Source organism: Rhizobium sp. T1470 (assembly GCF_042140505.1).
Classification (GTDB): domain Bacteria; phylum Pseudomonadota; class Alphaproteobacteria; order Rhizobiales; family Rhizobiaceae; genus Rhizobium; species Rhizobium favelukesii.
On record NZ_CP148091.1, the window covers coordinates 3,967,501 to 3,984,064 of the forward strand.

Consider the following 16,564-nt stretch of genomic DNA (forward strand, 5'->3'; position numbering starts at 1 on the left):
CTCCCGGCGCCAAGGTGCGCCAGGGCCAGGTGATCGGCTGGGTCGGCACGACGGGCGAATCCACCGGCCCGCATCTGCACTACGAGATGATCGTCAACGGCACCAAGGTCGATCCACTCCGAGTGCGCTTGCCAGGCGGCAAGTCGTTGAAGGGCGGGGCACTGGCAAAGTTCGAGGACGAGCGGCAGCGCATCGATGCCCTCCTCGGCAACCAGCCGCCGCCGCAGGTCGCGAGCAAATAGCATCCGACAAAAATGGCGACCGAGGCCGCCATTTCTTTCTGACTATCGAACCACTTTAAGCTGCTTCGTCGACCGCGGTATTCCGCGTGCGGAACAACAGCCGGTCAGTACCGCTGGTGATCTTCACCGTCGATCCGTCCGGCACCTGGCCGGAGAGGATCTGTTCGGCCAGCGGATCCTGCACATACTTCTGGATCACGCGCTTCAGCGGCCGCGCACCATAGACCGGATCATAGCCCCTGTTGGCGAGCCAATTCCGGGCATCGTCGTCTAGCTCAAGCGTGATCTTGCGTTCGGCAAGCAACGCCACCAGACGCTTCAACTGGATATCGACGATCGCCCCCATTTCCTCCCGCTTCAGGCGATGGAACAGAATGATCTCATCGATACGGTTCAGGAACTCCGGCCGGAAGTGACCGCGCACGACCTCCATCACCTGCTCGCGAACCGCCTCGCTGTCGTCCCCTTCCTTGAGTTGGGTCAGGTACTCGGCGCCGAGGTTCGACGTCATGATGATCATCGTGTTGCGGAAGTCGACCGTCCGACCCTGGCCATCCGTCAGGCGGCCATCGTCCAGAACCTGTAGCAGGATGTTGAAGACATCAGGGTGCGCCTTCTCGATCTCGTCGAACAGAACGACCTGGTACGGCCGGCGGCGCACCGCCTCTGTCAGCGCTCCACCTTCGTCATAGCCGACATAGCCGGGAGGGGCACCGATCAGCCGGGCCACGGAGTGCTTCTCCATGTACTCAGACATGTCCATGCGCACCATTGCCGTCTCGTCGTCGAACAGGAAGCGGGCAAGCGCCTTGGTGAGCTCCGTCTTGCCGACACCGGTCGGGCCGAGGAAGATGAACGAGCCGATCGGCCGGCTCGGATCCTGCAGGCCGGCACGCGCACGGCGGACGGCGCGCGACACCGCCTGAACCGCATCACCCTGGCCGATCACCGATTTCGCCAGCTCGTCTTCCATCCGAAGCAGCTTGTCGCGTTCGCCTTCCAGCATCTTATCGACCGGAATGCCGGTCCAGCGAGAGACGACATGCGCGATGTTGTCGGGAGTAACGACCTCCTGCACCATGGCGCTGCGATCGCTATCCTGCTGTTCGGCCTCCGTCAGCTTCTTTTCGAGTTCCGGAATGACGCCGTAGGTCAGCTCGCCGGCGCGCTGGAACTCGCCCTTGCGCTGCGCGATTGCGAGTTCGTTGCGTGCTTCGTCCAACTGCTTCTTCAGGTCCGCGGCAAGGCCAAGCTTCTGCTTTTCCGCCTGCCAGCGGGCCGTCAGGGCATCGGCCTCTTCCTCAAGACCCGTCAGCTCGGTTTCGAGCCGCACCAGTCGGTCGGCGGACGCCGTGTCGGTTTCCTTTTTCAGCGCCTCGCGCTCGATCTTCAGCTGCATGATGCGGCGATCGAGTTCGTCCAGCTCCTCCGGCTTGGAATCGACCTGCATGCGCAGCCGCGCAGCGGCTTCGTCCATCAGGTCGATCGCCTTGTCGGGCAGGAATCGGTCTGTGATGTAGCGGTTGGAAAGCGTCGCAGCCGCAACCAGAGCCGAATCCGAGATACGGACCTTGTGATGCTGCTCGTATTTTTCCTTGAGGCCACGCAGGATCGAGATCGTGTCCTCGACCGTCGGCTCCTCGACCATGACGGGCTGGAAGCGGCGGGCAAGGGCCGGATCCTTTTCGACATGCTTGCGGTACTCGTCGAGCGTCGTCGCGCCGACGCAGTGCAGCTCACCGCGCGCAAGCGCGGGCTTCAGGAGATTGGAGGCGTCCATCGCCCCATCCGCCTTGCCGGCGCCGACCAGCGTGTGCATTTCATCGATGAACAGGATGATCTCGCCGTTCTCGGCCTGCACCTCGTTGAGCACCGCCTTCAGCCGCTCTTCGAACTCGCCGCGATATTTCGCACCTGCAATCAGCGCGCCCATGTCGAGCGCCATCAGCTTCTTGTCCTTGAGCGATTCCGGCACGTCGCCGTTGACGATGCGCAGCGCCAGGCCTTCGACGATGGCGGTCTTGCCAACGCCCGGCTCGCCGATCAGCACCGGGTTGTTCTTGGTGCGGCGCGACAGGACCTGGATCGTGCGGCGGATTTCGTCGTCGCGGCCAATGACCGGATCGAGCTTGCCTTCTCGGGCTTCGCTGGTCAGATCGCGGGCGTACTTCTTCAGCGAGTCGAAGCCTTGTTCGGCATTCGAGCTGTCGGCTGTGCGGCCCTTGCGGATTTCGTTGATGACCTGATTGAGCGCAAGCGCGGTCACCCCGGCATTCTTCAGCGTCGTGGACGTCGAAGCCGAAGACTCGATCGCCAACGCCTGCAGCAGCCGCTCGACGGTGACGAAGCTGTCGCCAGCCTTCTTGGCTGCCTCTTCAGCCGTCGAAAGAACCTTGGCAAGCGGCTGAGCAAGATAGATCTGCCCGTTGCCGCCTGATACTTTCGGCAGCTTGGCAAGCGCGGCATCGTTGGCAAGACGTGCGGCCTTGGCGTCGCCGCCGGCGCGTTCGATCAGCGAAGCGGCCATGCCCTGGTCGTCGTCGAGCAGCACCTTCAGAACATGTTCGGGCGTGAACTGCTGGTGACCCTGCGCGAGCGCATAAGTCTGGGCGGATTGAATGAAACCGCGCACCCGCTCGGAGTATTTTTCAATATTCATACTATACCTCCATGAATCGCCCTGCCCTCACGAGGCACAGGCCGATGACTGAGATCGAGCTCCCTCAATGGCAAGCTCATTGTCCGCCGCGGTTTGGGATTTGCGGCTGAACTTGGGCTGGATATGGTGGACAATTTCAAAAGTTTAAAGGGGCGATCAGGCGAAAAAGACGCCGGTCCGGCACGGGGAGACCCACCGAGAAAGGCGTCACATCGCAACGCTTGTACCGTCAGGCATTTGCGGCGAAATTTCGCGATAGTTGATCAAAGGAAAATGACCCGCGCCGTTTCTAACCGGCGCGGGTCTGTGGCACGCGGTCACCGGGGGCAAGCGTTCCATTTCATTCAATCGGTTCAGGGCCGCCTGTTGCCGTAGCATGCTGTCGTTGATGCCACTGGCATTCAGCGAACTGCCTTCCCGATGAGGGAACTGATCAGAGTCTTTGAAGAAGTCCTTGATCCTTCCCTGCATCGGAACGAGGAGCCATATGTTTTTGGCGAGAAAATCGCGATCCGGTCGATATTGGGCGTGCGATAACGCATCAGCCCCATCGTGTAGACACTGATCTGCGGGATGCCGATGTCGTCCCCGAAGATGACGAGGATGTTCGGCTTGTTGCCGGATGGCGCTGCCGTCTGCGCCTGGGCTGCCGCCGACCTCACCATGCTGGCGGCCGCAACGGCCCCGGCAGCGAGCGCTGTCGATCCTGAAGCAGATTGAGGCGCGTGAGGTTGCTGGCGTCACAGGAGGGTACGCGAATGTTGTCGTCGCAGGTCTCCCGTCAAACGTCGACTATTTGCAATGTTGTCTGGTGATGAGATGTATTGGCGCGATCCACTCAGACATAGCCATGGCTTTGACGTAGGTGCGCGTTACGGCAAATTGCGCCGCCCTTTAACGCTCGGGCGGAGCCCGGTCAGGCGGCGAAAGGGGATGCAGGAACAGAAAAGGCCGCTCCGAAGAGCGACCTTTTTATCCGTTGGCTCGGATCGCTGAGACGATCCGGCTATTCCGAAGCGGCATCCGCCAGAACAGGGGCGTCGCCGGAATCTGCGCCTTCGCCCTCGGCCGGAGCCTCGCCTTCCGCAGCGCGGCGCGGACGACGTGGACGGCTGCCAGCAGTGCGCCGACGCGGCTGACGCTCGCGCGGCTGGCCTGCGGCGCTTTCCTCGTCCATCGAAACCTCTGCCGGGATACCTTCGATCTCAGGCTGCGGACCGCTGCCGTCGATGGCTTCGGGCTGCGGCGCTGCCGATGCAGCTGCAGCCGGCTGCTGTTCCTGACGCCGCGGCTGGCGGGGCTGGTCTTCGTTGCGGCGCGACTGCTCGTCGTTTCGGCGCTGCGGCTGCTCCTCCGAGCGGCGCTGCTGATGCTCATACTGCTGGCGCGGCGGCTGGACGATGACGACATCGTCGTTGTCCCCGCCTTCGACGTCGTCGCTTTCGCGCTCGGCGCCTTCACTGAACTCGTTGCGGTCGTCACGCTGGAAGCGCTCCTGCATCTGCGCCTGTGCGGCGGCAATGATGCGGTTGTAATGTTCGGCGTGCTGCAGATAGTTTTCGGCGATGACACGATCGCCGGAGCTCTGTGCGTCGCGACCGAGCTGCGCATACTTTTCAGCGATATGCTGCGCGGTACCGCGGATCTTAACGTCGGGGCCGGAGCTGTCGTAGGTGCGCGTCAGCGGATTGCCGCCTTTGCGGTTGAAGTTGTTGTTGTTTCCACCACCGCCGCCGCTGCCGCCGTTGTTATTGCCACGCCCGCGACCGCGCTTGTTCTGCTGTCCTGGCCTCATAGATCGTTCACCTGAATTCATTGTTTGTTGTGGTTTGTTTTGTGGTTTGTTGTGGAGTGGTGGCACCAACCGCCGTGGCCGGTTCACCGGCTCAGAGCCCTCGTGCCGCAAGCATACTGCGCCTTCGCGCCAACCTGCCGCTTGTTCTCAAGTCAGTTTGACTGATTCACGCATTGGGTCGTGTTCAACCTTTGAAACTCTCGTTTAAAAGAGCCGACCCCCGAGGCCGAGCTAGTATCGAACGACTCACCGTTCCGTCCTATCTCTCCAACGCGTGCGGTCAACCTATATTGCTTCCCGTGGAAATCCAAGCCTTTTCTTCGCAATGACACCAATGTCCTGTTTAGTGCTTTACGTTGCCGCGCATCACTTGAGCGCGAACACAAGCGCCCGGTCATTCTGGCCGTAATCTTTCACGGATTCCAGAAGCTTGAAGCCCTCAGCCTCGAAAACGTCTGTCACGTCGTTTCGCTGATCATAGCCAATCTCAAGTCCCACAACGCCGTCGGGCTGTATGAACCTAGCCGCATCTTTGGCGATGGTTCTGTAGGCGTCAAGCCCATCCGCGCCGCCATCCAGTGCGGCAGGTGGATCAAATTTCGTCACTTCGGGAGCGAGAGTGTGAACGACCTTAGAAGCGATATAGGGCGGATTTGAGACAATCACGTGAAACGCGCCGTGGATGTTTTCAAACCAACTAGACTGAATGGTTTCGAAGCGATCCTGCAATCCGTTTCTTTCCGCGTTTGATTGTGCCGTCCTCAACGCATCGGCTGATATGTCACTGCCGACGCCTGACGCCTCCGGACATTCGCTCAACAGCGCAAGGCATATCGCCCCGGTTCCGGTCCCTAGATCCAGGATATGGATACGGCCCTCGGCATTTGCAAGATCGCGCAGATAAGGAAGCATCGTATCCACGAGAATTTCCGTGTCAGGCCTGGGCTCGAGGGTTTCCGCAGACAACGACAGCGGCAGGCCGTAGAATTCGCGTTCGCCAAGAATGCGGTGAACCGGCTCGTGCGCCAGCCGACGTTCGATTGCTTGCTCGATCGCTGCCACCTGCTCCGTGCCGATGGTCTCGGCGCCCCGCGTGACGATGGCAGTCGTCGAAAGACCAAGTAGCCCTGCCACCAGCACGCGGGCATCCGCGGCAGCGCTCTCTATGCCGGCTTCGGTGAACCGACGGCGGGCCCCGGCCAGCATTTGGGAAACCGTAGGCTCAGCCTGTTTCCCGCTCTTGCTCATTGCTGCTCGCCGAGTTGCGCCAGCTGGCTCGCCTGATAATCGGCCATCAGCGCGTCTACCACTTCGTCGATCTCGCCGACCATCATCCGGTCGAGCTTGTAGAGCGTCAGGTTGATGCGATGGTCTGTCACGCGCCCTTGCGGGAAGTTGTAGGTGCGGATGCGTTCGGAGCGGTCGCCGGAGCCGACCTGGTTCTTGCGGTCGGCGGAACGCTCGCTGTCGGCGCGTTGACGCTCGGCGTCATAGAGCCGCGAGCGCAGAACCTGCATCGCTTTGGCGCGGTTCTGGTGCTGCGACTTCTCGGAACTGGTGACGACAATGCCTGTCGGCAGGTGCGTGATGCGCACCGCGGAGTCGGTCGTATTGACGTGCTGGCCACCGGCGCCGGAGGAGCGCATCGTATCGATGCGGATGTCTTCCGGCCAGACCTCGATGTCGATCTCTTCCGCCTCCGGCAAAACCGCGACCGTCGCGGCCGAGGTGTGGATACGCCCGCCCGCTTCCGTTTCCGGCACGCGCTGGACGCGGTGGACGCCGGATTCGAATTTCAGCTTGGCGAACACCCCCTTGCCGGTAATCGTCGCGATGATTTCCTTGAAGCCGCCCGCTTCGCCTTCACTCGACGACAGCACTTCCACCTTCCAGCCGTGGGCGGCGGCATAGCGCTCATACATCCGGAACAGGTCGCCTGCAAAGAGTGCAGCTTCCGACCCACCGGTGCCGGCACGGATTTCCAAAATGGCGCTCTTCTCGTCGGCTGCGTCCTTAGGCAACAACAGGATCTGGATTTCCTGCTCCAGCGCCTCCAGCTGCTCCTTCACGTCAGGCAGCTCCAGCTCGGCCAGATCGCGCATTTCGCGGTCCACCGACTTGTCGTTCAGCATGGTTTCGAGGTCTGCAAGCTCGGCAATCGCCTTCTCGTAGGCGCGGATCTTCGTGACGACGGGCTGCAGCTCGGAATATTCGGAGGCAAGCTTGACATAGACATCGGCCGCCGGGCCGGCCGACATGCGCGCTTCGATCTCACCAAAACGGCGTTCCAGCTCGCGCATCTTTTCAACGGGAAGCTTCGCCACCCTTCACTCCGATTCTGCTTGTCTTGAACTAAAGAGGAATATTGTGAGCATCGGCGAAGTGGGCAAGTACGTCGCGCATCGACGTCGGCGACTTGGTATCGTCAAGCGCCTCATTCATCACCTTTGCCAGCGCCTCGGCATCAAGTCCGAGCAACATCGCCTTGACCGGACCGATCGACGCCGGCGACATCGATACCGAACGGAAGCCGATGCCGAGCAGCGCCATCGCCGAGATCGGCTTGCCGGCGAGCTCGCCGCATAGCGTCACCGGCGTGTTGTTGCGTTCGCCCGCCCGTACGATGTCGCGCAGGATCCTGAGGAACGGCTTGCCAAGCGGATCGAAGCGGTCGGAAACCCGCGCATTGCCGCGATCGACCGCCATCGAAAACTGGAAGAGGTCGTTCGACCCGACCGAGACGAAATCGACGGCCGACATCAGCTCGTCGAGCTGCCAGAGCAGGGCCGGCACTTCCAGCATCGCGCCGAACTGCAGCTTGCGAGGCAGGCCGTGGCCGAAGCGGGAGAGGTGTTGCACTTCCTTCTGCAGGAGGTCGCGCACGGCGGCGATCTCGGAAACCTCGGTCACCATCGGCACCATCAGCTTCAGCTCAATGCCTGCCGCGGCCTTCAGCATGGCACGCAACTGCGTGCGCAACAGACCCGGACGATCGAGCGACAGGCGGATCGCCCGCCAGCCGAGAGCTGGATTTTCTTCCTCATGGCCGCGGAAATAGGGAACGACCTTGTCGCCGCCGATATCAAGCGTGCGGAAGGTCACGACCCGCCCGGCCGCCTGCTTCAGCACGTTGCGATAGAACAGTTCCTGCTCTTCCGCCTTCGGCATAGTGGAGGCGATCATGAACTGCAGCTCGGTGCGGAACAGGCCGATGCCTTCGGCGCCCGAGTCCGAAAGCTGCGGCAAATCGACAAGCAGCCCGGCATTCATCATCAACGACACACGCTGCCCGTCCTTGGTACGCGGCTCGACGGAGCGCAGCGCCCGGAACTGCTCCTGCCGACGGGCGCGGAACCGTACCTTTTCTTCGTAGGAACGCTGATGTTCAGGCATGGGGCGAAGATGCACATGCCCGCCATCACCATCGATGATCACGGCATCACCGTTTTCGGCAAGCGCCACGACGCCCGCGGCCTGGCCGATCACGGGAATGCCCATGGCACGCGCGACGATCACCACATGGCTCGTCACCGCACCTTCTTCCAGCACGAGGCCGCGCACATTGGCACGCGGATAGTCGAGCAATTCGGCCGCCCCCATCGCACGCGCCAGGATGATGGCGTCGCTCGGGAAGCCATCCCCCGCAGTGCGGCCGGTATAGCCGGTCAGCTGCCGGAGCAGCCGGTTCGCCAGATCTTCGAAATCGTGCATCCGCTCCCGCAGATAGGGATCGGTCATGCGAATCATGCGCGCCTTGGTGTCGCTTTGCACCTTCTCTACCGCGGCTTCCGCCGTCAGTCCGTTACGGATCGCTTCCTCAAGCTTGCGCACCCAGCCCTGGTCATAGGCGAACATGCGGTAGGTTTCCAAAACCTCGCGGTGCTCGCCCTCCATCGAAACGTCGCGCTGCGACAGAAGGTCGTCAATCGAGATACGGAGCGACCCGAGCGCCTCGCTGAGACGACGGATTTCCTTCTCGGAATCCTCGTTCAGCAGGTTGGTGACGACGATACGCGGCTCGTGCAGCACGACGTAACCCAAGCCGATACCTTCATTATAGGTGTCGCCGTCGATGGTCACCGAACGCGTCAGGTCGAGTTCGAGGCCAGGCTTGGTGATCTTCTTGAGCTCGCCGGTAGCAATCATCTCGGCAAGCACCATCGCGGTCGTCTCGAGCGCTTCGAGCTCTTCTTCGCGATAGGTGCGGCTTGCCTTGTTCTGCACGACCAAAACGCCGAGCGAACGGCCGGTGCGCAGGATCGGCACGCCGAGGAAGGAATGATAGATCTCTTCGCCGGTTTCCGGCAGGTAGCGGAAGGCCGGATGCGATTGCGCGTCGGAGAGATTGAGCGGCTGCGCCGAGGCGGCGATCGTGCCGACCAGACCCTGCCCCATCTTGAGCTGGGAGAGGTGGACCGCTTCCTTGTTCAGACCTTCGGTTGCATAGAGCTCGAGGACGCCGTCGGCACGCAACACGTAGACGGAGCAGACCTCCGCCACCATGTTGCCTGCAATCTGGCGAACGATCCGATCGAGACGTTCCTGCGGCTCCAGCGGCTCCGCCATCAACTCGCGTAGCCGCTTGAGCAGCACGCGCGGACCGCCGGAAAGGTCTCTCATTGCGTCTCAAGCTCCAAAACAAACATCAAAGTCTCACAGCCAACAGCCGCGTGACTTCTCAACTTGAACGCGCGGCAAGCCTGTTCAGAATCAGTTCTTATCCAGACCGTAGCAGGAATGCAAAGTCCTGACAGCGAGTTCCGCATACGGACCGTCGATAAGGATCGAAATTTTGATCTCCGATGTCGTGATCGCCTTGATATTGATGCCCTTGTCGGCCAGCGCCTTGAACGCGGTGGCGGCAACGCCCGCATGGCTGCGCATACCGATGCCGATAACGGACACTTTCACCAGACCCGATTCGTTCTGAACGACATCGTAGCCGATCTTTTCCTTGTTCTCGCCGAGAACCTTGATTGCCTTGTCGACATCGCCGGAAGGAACCGTGAAGGTCATGTCGGTCTTCGAGCCGTCTTCGGAGATGTTCTGGACGATCATGTCGACGTTGATGTGGCTTTCGGCCAGTGGCCCGAAGATCGCCGCGGAAACGCCCGGCCGGTCGGCAAGACGGCGAAGCGAGATCTGAGCCTCATCCTTGGCATAGGCGATGCCGGTGACTACTTCCTGTTCCACGATTTCATCCTCGTCACAAATCAGCGTTCCGGGCGGATTCAAGAAATCACCCATGCCCGGAGCATCGGGATCTTCGAAAGAGGAGCGCACGAAGGTACGGACCTTGTGCACCATAGCGAGTTCGACAGAGCGAACCTGCAGAACCTTGGCGCCGAGCGAGGCCATTTCGAGCATTTCCTCGAAGGCGATCTTCTTCAGGCGGCGCGCCTGCGGCACGATGCGCGGATCGGTCGTGTAGACGCCGTCGACATCGGTGTAGATGTCGCAGCGATCGGCTTTGACCGCAGCGGCGATCGCGACCGCGGACGTATCCGAGCCACCGCGGCCGAGCGTCGCGATGCGATTGTCGGGTCCGAGCCCCTGAAAGCCGGAAATGACGGCAACCTGACCTTCGCCCATGCGCTTGATGATGTCGGAGCCATCGATCTCGAGAATACGGGCGGCGCCATGGGCGTTGTCGGTGCGGATCGGAATCTGCCAGCCCTGCCAGGAGCGGGCGTTGATATCCATCGCCTGCAGAGTGATCGCAAGCAACCCGGATGTCACCTGCTCGCCGGATGCGACGACCGCATCATATTCGCGCGCATCGTAAAACGGCGAATTGGCGCCAACGACCTTCGGCGCGCCCTGCACCCAGCCGACCAGCTCGTTCGTCTTGCCGGACATGGCCGATACGACGACCGCCACTTCATGGCCGGCATCGACTTCACGTTTTACATGGCGGGCAACGTTCTTGATGCGGTCCAGATCAGCGACGGACGTTCCGCCGAATTTCAATACGATGCGTGCCATATGCCTCTACCACGACCTAGCGCCGAGAGAGACCAAAGCCAGACCCGGCATCACGAGCCCTGTATGGAACCGCATGGCTGAAGAGCCAGGAATTGGGAGTTCTGGAGCCCTTCTAAAGCCTTGCGCCCCAAGGGCCCAAGTTGCCGCGTCTCTTAGCGAGTTTGTGGGGGGGTGGCAAGGTGCGGAAAGGAGAATGAGAGCGTGACGGAGCGGAAGCAGATAGACGTCCTTGAAGTGAATGGGCTCGACGCTAATTGCAGCCCATCGGCCTGGACTCAAGTAAGGGGGAGCCTATGGAGCGATATGTCTTGCACGAAATGAACAACGCTGACCGCCGACGCTGTTTGGTGCACCTCCGTTCTGGGACCGTTCATGAGCATGTAGGGGCAGCAGTAGAAGCCGTTGCCCGCCTACTGCGTCCGTAATTTAGAGGGGATCAAGCTTGTCGCAGCCCGTTCTGTTCACGCCGTTTCGCGTCCGCAATCTTGAGCTTGCAAATCGGATCGTGATTGCACCGATGTGCCAGTACTCTGCCGAAAATGGTTGCATGACCGATTGGCACATGATCCATCTCGGCCAACTGGCTTTGTCGGGCGCAGCCCTTCTGACCATGGAGGCCACGGCTGTCGTTCCCGAGGGGCGGATCACGTTTGCGGATGTCGGCCTGTACGACGATGCCACCGAAGCGGCAATGGCCCGCACTCTCGAAGCCATCCGCCGCTGGTCCGATATCCCGATTGCCGTGCAGCTTGCTCATGCAGGCCGCAAGGCATCCACGGAGGTTCCGTGGCGCGGCGGCACCCAGTTTCCCCCCGATCACTTGCATGGCTGGCAGACCGAAGCACCCTCCGAGATTGCTTTCAGCTCAAACTATGTGCCGCCAACGGCGCTGGATCGGGAGGGGTTAAAACGCGTGCGGGACGGATTCGCTACCGCTGCGGTTCGCGCTGCGAGGATCGGTATAGATGCCGTTCAACTTCATGGCGCGCACGGCTACCTGCTGCATCAGTTCCTATCGCCGCTTTCCAATCAGCGTTCGGACGAATATGGTGGCTCGATCGAAAACCGAATGCGGTTTCCACTTGAGGTCTTCGATGCTGTCCGAGCGGCCTTGCCGTCCGACAGAACCGTCACGATGCGGGTCTCCGCAACAGACTGGATCGAGGGCGGTCTGGACGTCGACCAGGTCATCACCTTTGTCCAGATGCTTGAAGCGAGGGGATGTGACGCAATCCACGTATCGAGCGGCGGGCTGCATCCGGCCCAACAGATCCCGGTCGGCCCCAGCTACCAGGTGCCGCTTGCCCGCGCGATCAAGTCCGCAGTGAACATGCCCGTTGTTGCCGTTGGCCTGATCACGGAGCCGACACAAGCCGAGGCAATTGTCGCTACCGGAGATGCCGACCTGATCGCCATCGCTCGCGCGGCGCTCTACGATCCCCGTTGGCCCTGGCATGCTGCAGCCGCGCTCGGCGGCCAGGTAAAGGCCGCCAGTCAGTATCTCCGCTGCCAGCCGTCGCAGTTCAAATCGCTATTCGTAACCTAACGGCGCGTTGCAGCATTTGGCAACCTGAACAAGATGCCCCCAAAATATTGAGGCACGGCTCTATGCGGGCGAGCTCCATGCCGGAGCTCCAACGGCCCGAAAGGTGCAGTTGCATCGCGCCACAGAAACAGGCAGCCTAACTGCGCCGAGAAGACGCCGGGCATGATCCACCGACCTGCGTCCATCGTTTCCGACGCAAGGGCTCCGATTGCATATGACGCGTGCGCAGCAAATCGGCGTTATCATTGGCCTCGCCATTGTCGCGGCCTTCACGGTGCTGCGGGCAAGCGATCCGCCGCTCCTGCGGCAGATCCGCGACATCACCTTCGACGAATACCAGCGCATTGCCCCGCGCGCCTTCGAGCCGACGCCGGTCCGCATCGTCGACATCGACGAGGCCTCACTCAAGGAATTCGGCCAGTGGCCGTGGCCGCGCGACCGGCTTGCGCTTCTCGTACAGCGGTTATCGGATCTGGGAGCAGCAGCGATCGCTTTCGATGTGCTGTTTGCGGAACCCGACCGTCTCTCGCCGCGCACCGTCATGCGTGATGTCGCCGGCGTCGACGCGACGTTGCTGAGCCGGTTGCCTGACAATGACGAGCTTTTCGCCGAAGCGATCGCCGGACGACCCGTGGTGCTCGGCTTCGGCCTGACGACCGAAGGCAACTACCGACCGCCGGTCAAGGCGGGCTTTGCCTTTACCGGTGAAAACCCAGTCAACGCCCCTCCCCGCATCGACGCGGCGACACCGGTACGCCCGCAATTGCAGATCAATGCCACAGGTCTCGGCCATATCAGCCTCAATCCCGGCAATCCCTCCGCTGTCGTTCGCAAGGTCCCGCTCTTTCTGACGGATGGCGAGCAGCTCTATCCGAATCTGGCGATCGAGGCTCTGCGCGTTGCCCAAGGTGCCTCAACCTATGTGCTGGCAGCCGCCCCCGAAGCACCCGACACGCTGACATCGGTCAAGATCGGCGAGTTCGTCGTCCCGGTGACGGCAAGCGGCGAGCTGTGGCTGTATACTAGTCCTGATGTTGCAGAGCGCTATATCTCCGCCGGCAAGATCCTAGCCCCGCAAGGCGTCGATCCGCAGGTCGCTGCTGCCATCGAAGGCAGCATCGTCTTTGTCGGGACATCCTCGGCCGGTCTGCAGGATATTCGGACGACGGCTCTCGGCCAGAACGTCCCTGGTGTTTCCATGCATGCCCAGACCGTCGAACAGATCCTGACCGGTCATTATCTCTCCCGGCCCGACTGGGCCGATGGAATGGAAATCCTTGCGATTGCCGTGCTGGGCACGATCCTGGTTGTGCTGACCACCTTCGTCAGCCCGGCCGTAGCGCTCGCCTGTGGCCTCTGCATTACGGCGCTTGCTCTTGCGGCCTCATGGTTGGCCTTTTCGGCCTGGGGCCTGCTTTTGGATCCGCTGGCACCGATCATTGCCGGCTCGATCATCCATTTCGCCGCCACGTCGTTTCGCATCCTCGTCATCGACCGCGAGCGGCGCGAAGTGCGCCGGGCCTTCGGGCAGTATCTTTCACCCTCGCTGCTCTACCGGATCGAGCACACGCGCAATGCGCTGCGCCTCGGGGGCGACGATCGAGAGTTGACGGTGATGTTCGTCGACGTGCGCGGTTTCACCGAACTCAGCGAACGGCTGCAGCCAGCCGAGGTCGTCCGCTTCTTAAACACGCTGCTCGATGCGCTGAGCCGCCACGTGACTGCCAATGAAGGCACGCTCGACAAGTTTATCGGCGACTCGATCATGGCGTTCTGGAACGCCCCGGTGGATGTGATAAATCACCCTGCCAAGGCGGCCCGCGCCGCCCTTGCCATGCGTGAGACGCTCGCTTCACTCAACACATCAGATGCCTTCGGCTTTGGTCAGGACTATCAGGTCGGCATCGGCGTCGGCATTCACACAGGCCTTGCCTGTGTCGGCAATATGGGGGCGGAGACGCGCTTCAACTATTCTGCCGTTGGCGATGCCGTCAACGTCGCGGCGAGGATCGAATCCGCCTGCAAGGAGGTTGGCTTCGATATTCTCGTCTCGGAGAGCACGGCCGCCGAACTGCCGCATTTCGCGCTCCTCGACGCCGGCCTGCTCGGACTGAAGGGCAAGAGTAGTAGGGCGCGGCTCTACGCAGTCGTCGGCGGTGAACAGGTTCGCGGTTCCAGCGCCTTTGCCGAAATGCAGCGGATCCACACGGAGCTTGTCGCCGCGCTCCGCACTCATTCGGCCGAAAGCCGCAAGATGCTCAACATCGCCAAGCTCAAGGCTGCGGAACTAACGGCGATCCTGCCCCAATTCTACAGCCGCCTCGGGCGCCGAGCCGATCATTTCCGCGACAATCCCGGCAATGACGATGACGCTATGCGAACGGGTTTGCCGCGCGAAACCAAGCTTCACCTTGAGCCTTAGTTATCGCTCCGGTGACCATGACGCCCGTTGCGATCGCGGTCGTCATCGTCTCCGTCATGCCCGCGGTGATCGCGGTCATGGTGGTCTCTACCATGGTGATCCCAGTCGTGATGGTGATGATCAGGCTTGTCCGGTTTATCGGGCCTGTCGGGCGGATCCGGCGTGTCCGGCGCTTGTTGCGGCGCCTGCTGGGAAGCCTGGGGCGCTTGCTGGGGCGCCTGAGGCGCTTGCTGGGGCGCCTGAGGTGCCGGCCGCTCCTGCCGTTGTTGTGGCTGCGGTCGTTCCTGGCGGTCCTGGCGCAGTGATGCCAGCCCGCAACTGGTGCGAATGCCGCCGAGCGCGCCTGAGAGCTGCTGATCCCCGGAAAGGAACGGCAATGCTCGTGGATTGCTAAGTGTCTGCAACGTACGGCGGTCGACCTGGCTGGGATCGGTCATTCTGCCGCCACGGGTTGCGATCACGCAGTCGCACTGCTGCCGCAACTGCCTGCAGCCACCGGGCCCGCAGAAGCTCGCCGCACCGTTGAGCAACACGATGGCCGTCGTGCCATTGGGGCCGACGTAGAAATCGAAGGCCGTGCCGCGTACGCCGATTGTCCCGGCCGGGGTTACGATCGAATAGGCCGACGACGCCGAATTGCCGCTGATCCACCGGAACGTGCCTTTCGCCGCCTTGATCGAGAGCCGCTTTACGGAAGCGGAATCGTAATAGACGAACTTGTCAATCACAACCGTCGATCCGGCGCCGACAGCAAGCTTCGTTCCGTCTTTGAATATGAACTGTCCGAGACCCGACGATGACGTGCGGATACGCTCGTCTTTGTGGACGGGCGATCGCACCACCAGCGGGCCGGTCCGACCGGATACCTCCGTTCGGATCAAAGTCGCTTGTCCGACCGGCTCTGCAGAAAAGGCCTGCATCGGACTAAACAAAGCAAAGATGACGCCTGCAGCGACGGCACCACAGAAGCGAGACATGATCGACCCTCAACAATCCATCGAGTATATTAGCATATTGTTAACTTTAGCGTCTGCTATCCTCTTGGTGTAGGCAGGACCACTTTTCACGTCGTCTGGGAGTTGCTTGCGCGGTCACGTCGGCGGCCAGCTCTTGACTTCCTCACAGCTTCGTCCGACTTCACTCAGAACGGACGCGAGGAACGGAAATATGAGCGAAGCGGCAAAAAGCACGATCGACCAGCAAGAGGTGGACCGCTTCTCGGCGATGGCGGCGGAATGGTGGAGCCCCACCGGCAAGTTCAAACCGCTGCACAAATTCAATCCCGTGCGGCTCGCCTATATCCGCGACAAGGCAGCCGAAAACTTCGGCCTGGACGTGCGCAGCGCAAGGCCGCTGGAAGGTCTTCGCGTGCTTGATATCGGCTGTGGCGGCGGTCTGCTGTCAGAGCCGGTTGCACGCATGGGTGCCAGTGTCGTTGGTGCGGATCCATCGGAGAAGAATATCGGAATCGCCTCGACGCATGCGAAAGCCTCCGGCGTTCCCGTCGATTACCGTGCGATGACGGCCGAGCAGCTCGCCGAGGCCGGCGAGAGCTTCGACATCGTTCTAAACATGGAGGTCGTCGAGCACGTCGCCGACGTCGATTTTTTCCTGGGCACCTGCGCCAGGATGGTGCGTCCTGGCGGGTTGATGTTCGTCGCAACGATCAATCGGACCATGAAAGCCGCCGCACTCGCCATCTTTGCCGCGGAGAATATCCTGCGGTGGCTGCCGCGCGGCACTCATCAGTATGAGAAGCTCGTCCGCCCCGAAGAGATCGAAAAGCCCGTTACGGAAAACGGCCTCTCGATTGTCGATCGCACAGGCGTGGTCTTCAATCCGCTGTCAAACCAGTGGAATCTGTCGAAGGACATGGACGTGAACTACATGATGCTGGCAAAACGCACTGGCTAAT

General features: G+C 61.4%; 12 protein-coding genes and 1 pseudogene (1 of these 13 cut by a window edge). 4 read left to right on the plus strand and 9 right to left on the minus strand.

The genetic code is table 11. The annotated features are described in order from the left end of the window. Window positions 1–242 carry the end of a M23 family metallopeptidase gene (locus WGT02_RS19875; RefSeq protein ID WP_024317047.1) on the plus strand. Its footprint begins 1,699 nt before the window's first position, so the window shows 242 of its 1,941 coding nt (coding positions 1,700–1,941); the start codon falls outside the window, past its left edge; it ends in the stop codon at window positions 240–242. A 55-nt stretch (window positions 243–297) separates the two neighbouring features. On the opposite strand, the gene clpB is transcribed toward WGT02_RS19875, so the two are convergent. The 8 genes and pseudogenes from clpB to WGT02_RS19915 all read right to left on the minus strand — a co-directional run bounded on the left by clpB (window position 298) and on the right by WGT02_RS19915 (window position 10,681). Then, window positions 298–2,901 (minus strand): ATP-dependent chaperone ClpB, encoded by a 2,604-nt coding sequence (gene clpB, locus WGT02_RS19880; RefSeq protein ID WP_024317046.1) that lies wholly within the window; start codon window positions 2,899–2,901, stop codon window positions 298–300. A gap of 207 nt (window positions 2,902–3,108) precedes the next feature. Then, window positions 3,109–3,372: a hypothetical protein gene (locus WGT02_RS19885; RefSeq protein ID WP_225039752.1), complete on the minus strand. Its 264-nt coding sequence runs from the start codon at window positions 3,370–3,372 to the stop codon at window positions 3,109–3,111. Window positions 3,373–3,407: 35 nt separating this feature from the next. After that, window positions 3,408–3,616, minus strand: a pseudogene (locus WGT02_RS19890) (arylsulfatase); the annotation flags it as partial. A 291-nt stretch (window positions 3,617–3,907) separates the two neighbouring features. Beyond that, entirely contained in the window at window positions 3,908–4,696 is a 789-nt protein-coding gene (locus tag WGT02_RS19895; protein ID WP_024317044.1) for a DUF4167 domain-containing protein, read from the minus strand. A 366-nt stretch (window positions 4,697–5,062) separates the two neighbouring features. Then, the gene (gene prmC / locus WGT02_RS19900; RefSeq protein WP_024317043.1) at window positions 5,063–5,944 is read right to left on the minus strand and encodes a peptide chain release factor N(5)-glutamine methyltransferase; all 882 of its coding nucleotides are present in this window, start codon (window positions 5,942–5,944) and stop codon (window positions 5,063–5,065) included. Next, window positions 5,941–7,020 carry a peptide chain release factor 1 gene (gene prfA, locus WGT02_RS19905; protein WP_208249610.1) on the minus strand — a complete coding sequence of 360 codons (1,080 nt, stop codon included), beginning with the start codon at window positions 7,018–7,020 and terminating at the stop codon, window positions 5,941–5,943. Before prfA ends, prmC begins: the two co-directional genes overlap by 4 nt. A gap of 28 nt (window positions 7,021–7,048) precedes the next feature. Further along, window positions 7,049–9,316 (minus strand): phosphoenolpyruvate--protein phosphotransferase, encoded by a 2,268-nt coding sequence (gene ptsP, locus WGT02_RS19910; protein WP_024317041.1) that lies wholly within the window; start codon window positions 9,314–9,316, stop codon window positions 7,049–7,051. Window positions 9,317–9,406: 90 nt separating this feature from the next. Next, window positions 9,407–10,681, minus strand: coding sequence for an aspartate kinase (locus WGT02_RS19915; RefSeq protein WP_024317040.1), 1,275 nt, complete (start codon window positions 10,679–10,681; stop codon window positions 9,407–9,409). Between the two features lie 442 nt (window positions 10,682–11,123). Here WGT02_RS19915 and WGT02_RS19920 point away from each other — a divergent pair, with 442 nt between their 5' ends. Together WGT02_RS19920 and WGT02_RS19925 are read left to right on the plus strand one after the other, a co-directional pair. Beyond that, window positions 11,124–12,227 carry an NADH:flavin oxidoreductase/NADH oxidase gene (locus WGT02_RS19920; protein ID WP_024317039.1) on the plus strand — a complete coding sequence of 368 codons (1,104 nt, stop codon included), beginning with the start codon at window positions 11,124–11,126 and terminating at the stop codon, window positions 12,225–12,227. Between the two features lie 214 nt (window positions 12,228–12,441). Beyond that, complete coding sequence (locus tag WGT02_RS19925; RefSeq protein WP_024317038.1) at window positions 12,442–14,649, plus strand: CHASE2 domain-containing protein; 2,208 nt, start codon at window positions 12,442–12,444, stop codon at window positions 14,647–14,649. Here WGT02_RS19925 and WGT02_RS19930 read toward each other — a convergent pair. Then, window positions 14,646–15,626, minus strand: a complete 981-nt coding sequence (locus tag WGT02_RS19930) for a FecR domain-containing protein (RefSeq protein WP_208249608.1) — start codon at window positions 15,624–15,626, stop codon at window positions 14,646–14,648. The genes WGT02_RS19925 and WGT02_RS19930 overlap by 4 nt on opposite strands. Before the next feature lie 190 nt (window positions 15,627–15,816). Here WGT02_RS19930 and ubiG point away from each other — a divergent pair, with 190 nt between their 5' ends. Next, window positions 15,817–16,563 carry a bifunctional 2-polyprenyl-6-hydroxyphenol methylase/3-demethylubiquinol 3-O-methyltransferase UbiG gene (gene ubiG, locus WGT02_RS19935; RefSeq protein WP_024317036.1) on the plus strand — a complete coding sequence of 249 codons (747 nt, stop codon included), beginning with the start codon at window positions 15,817–15,819 and terminating at the stop codon, window positions 16,561–16,563. The last annotated feature ends 1 nt before the right edge of the window (window position 16,564 follow it).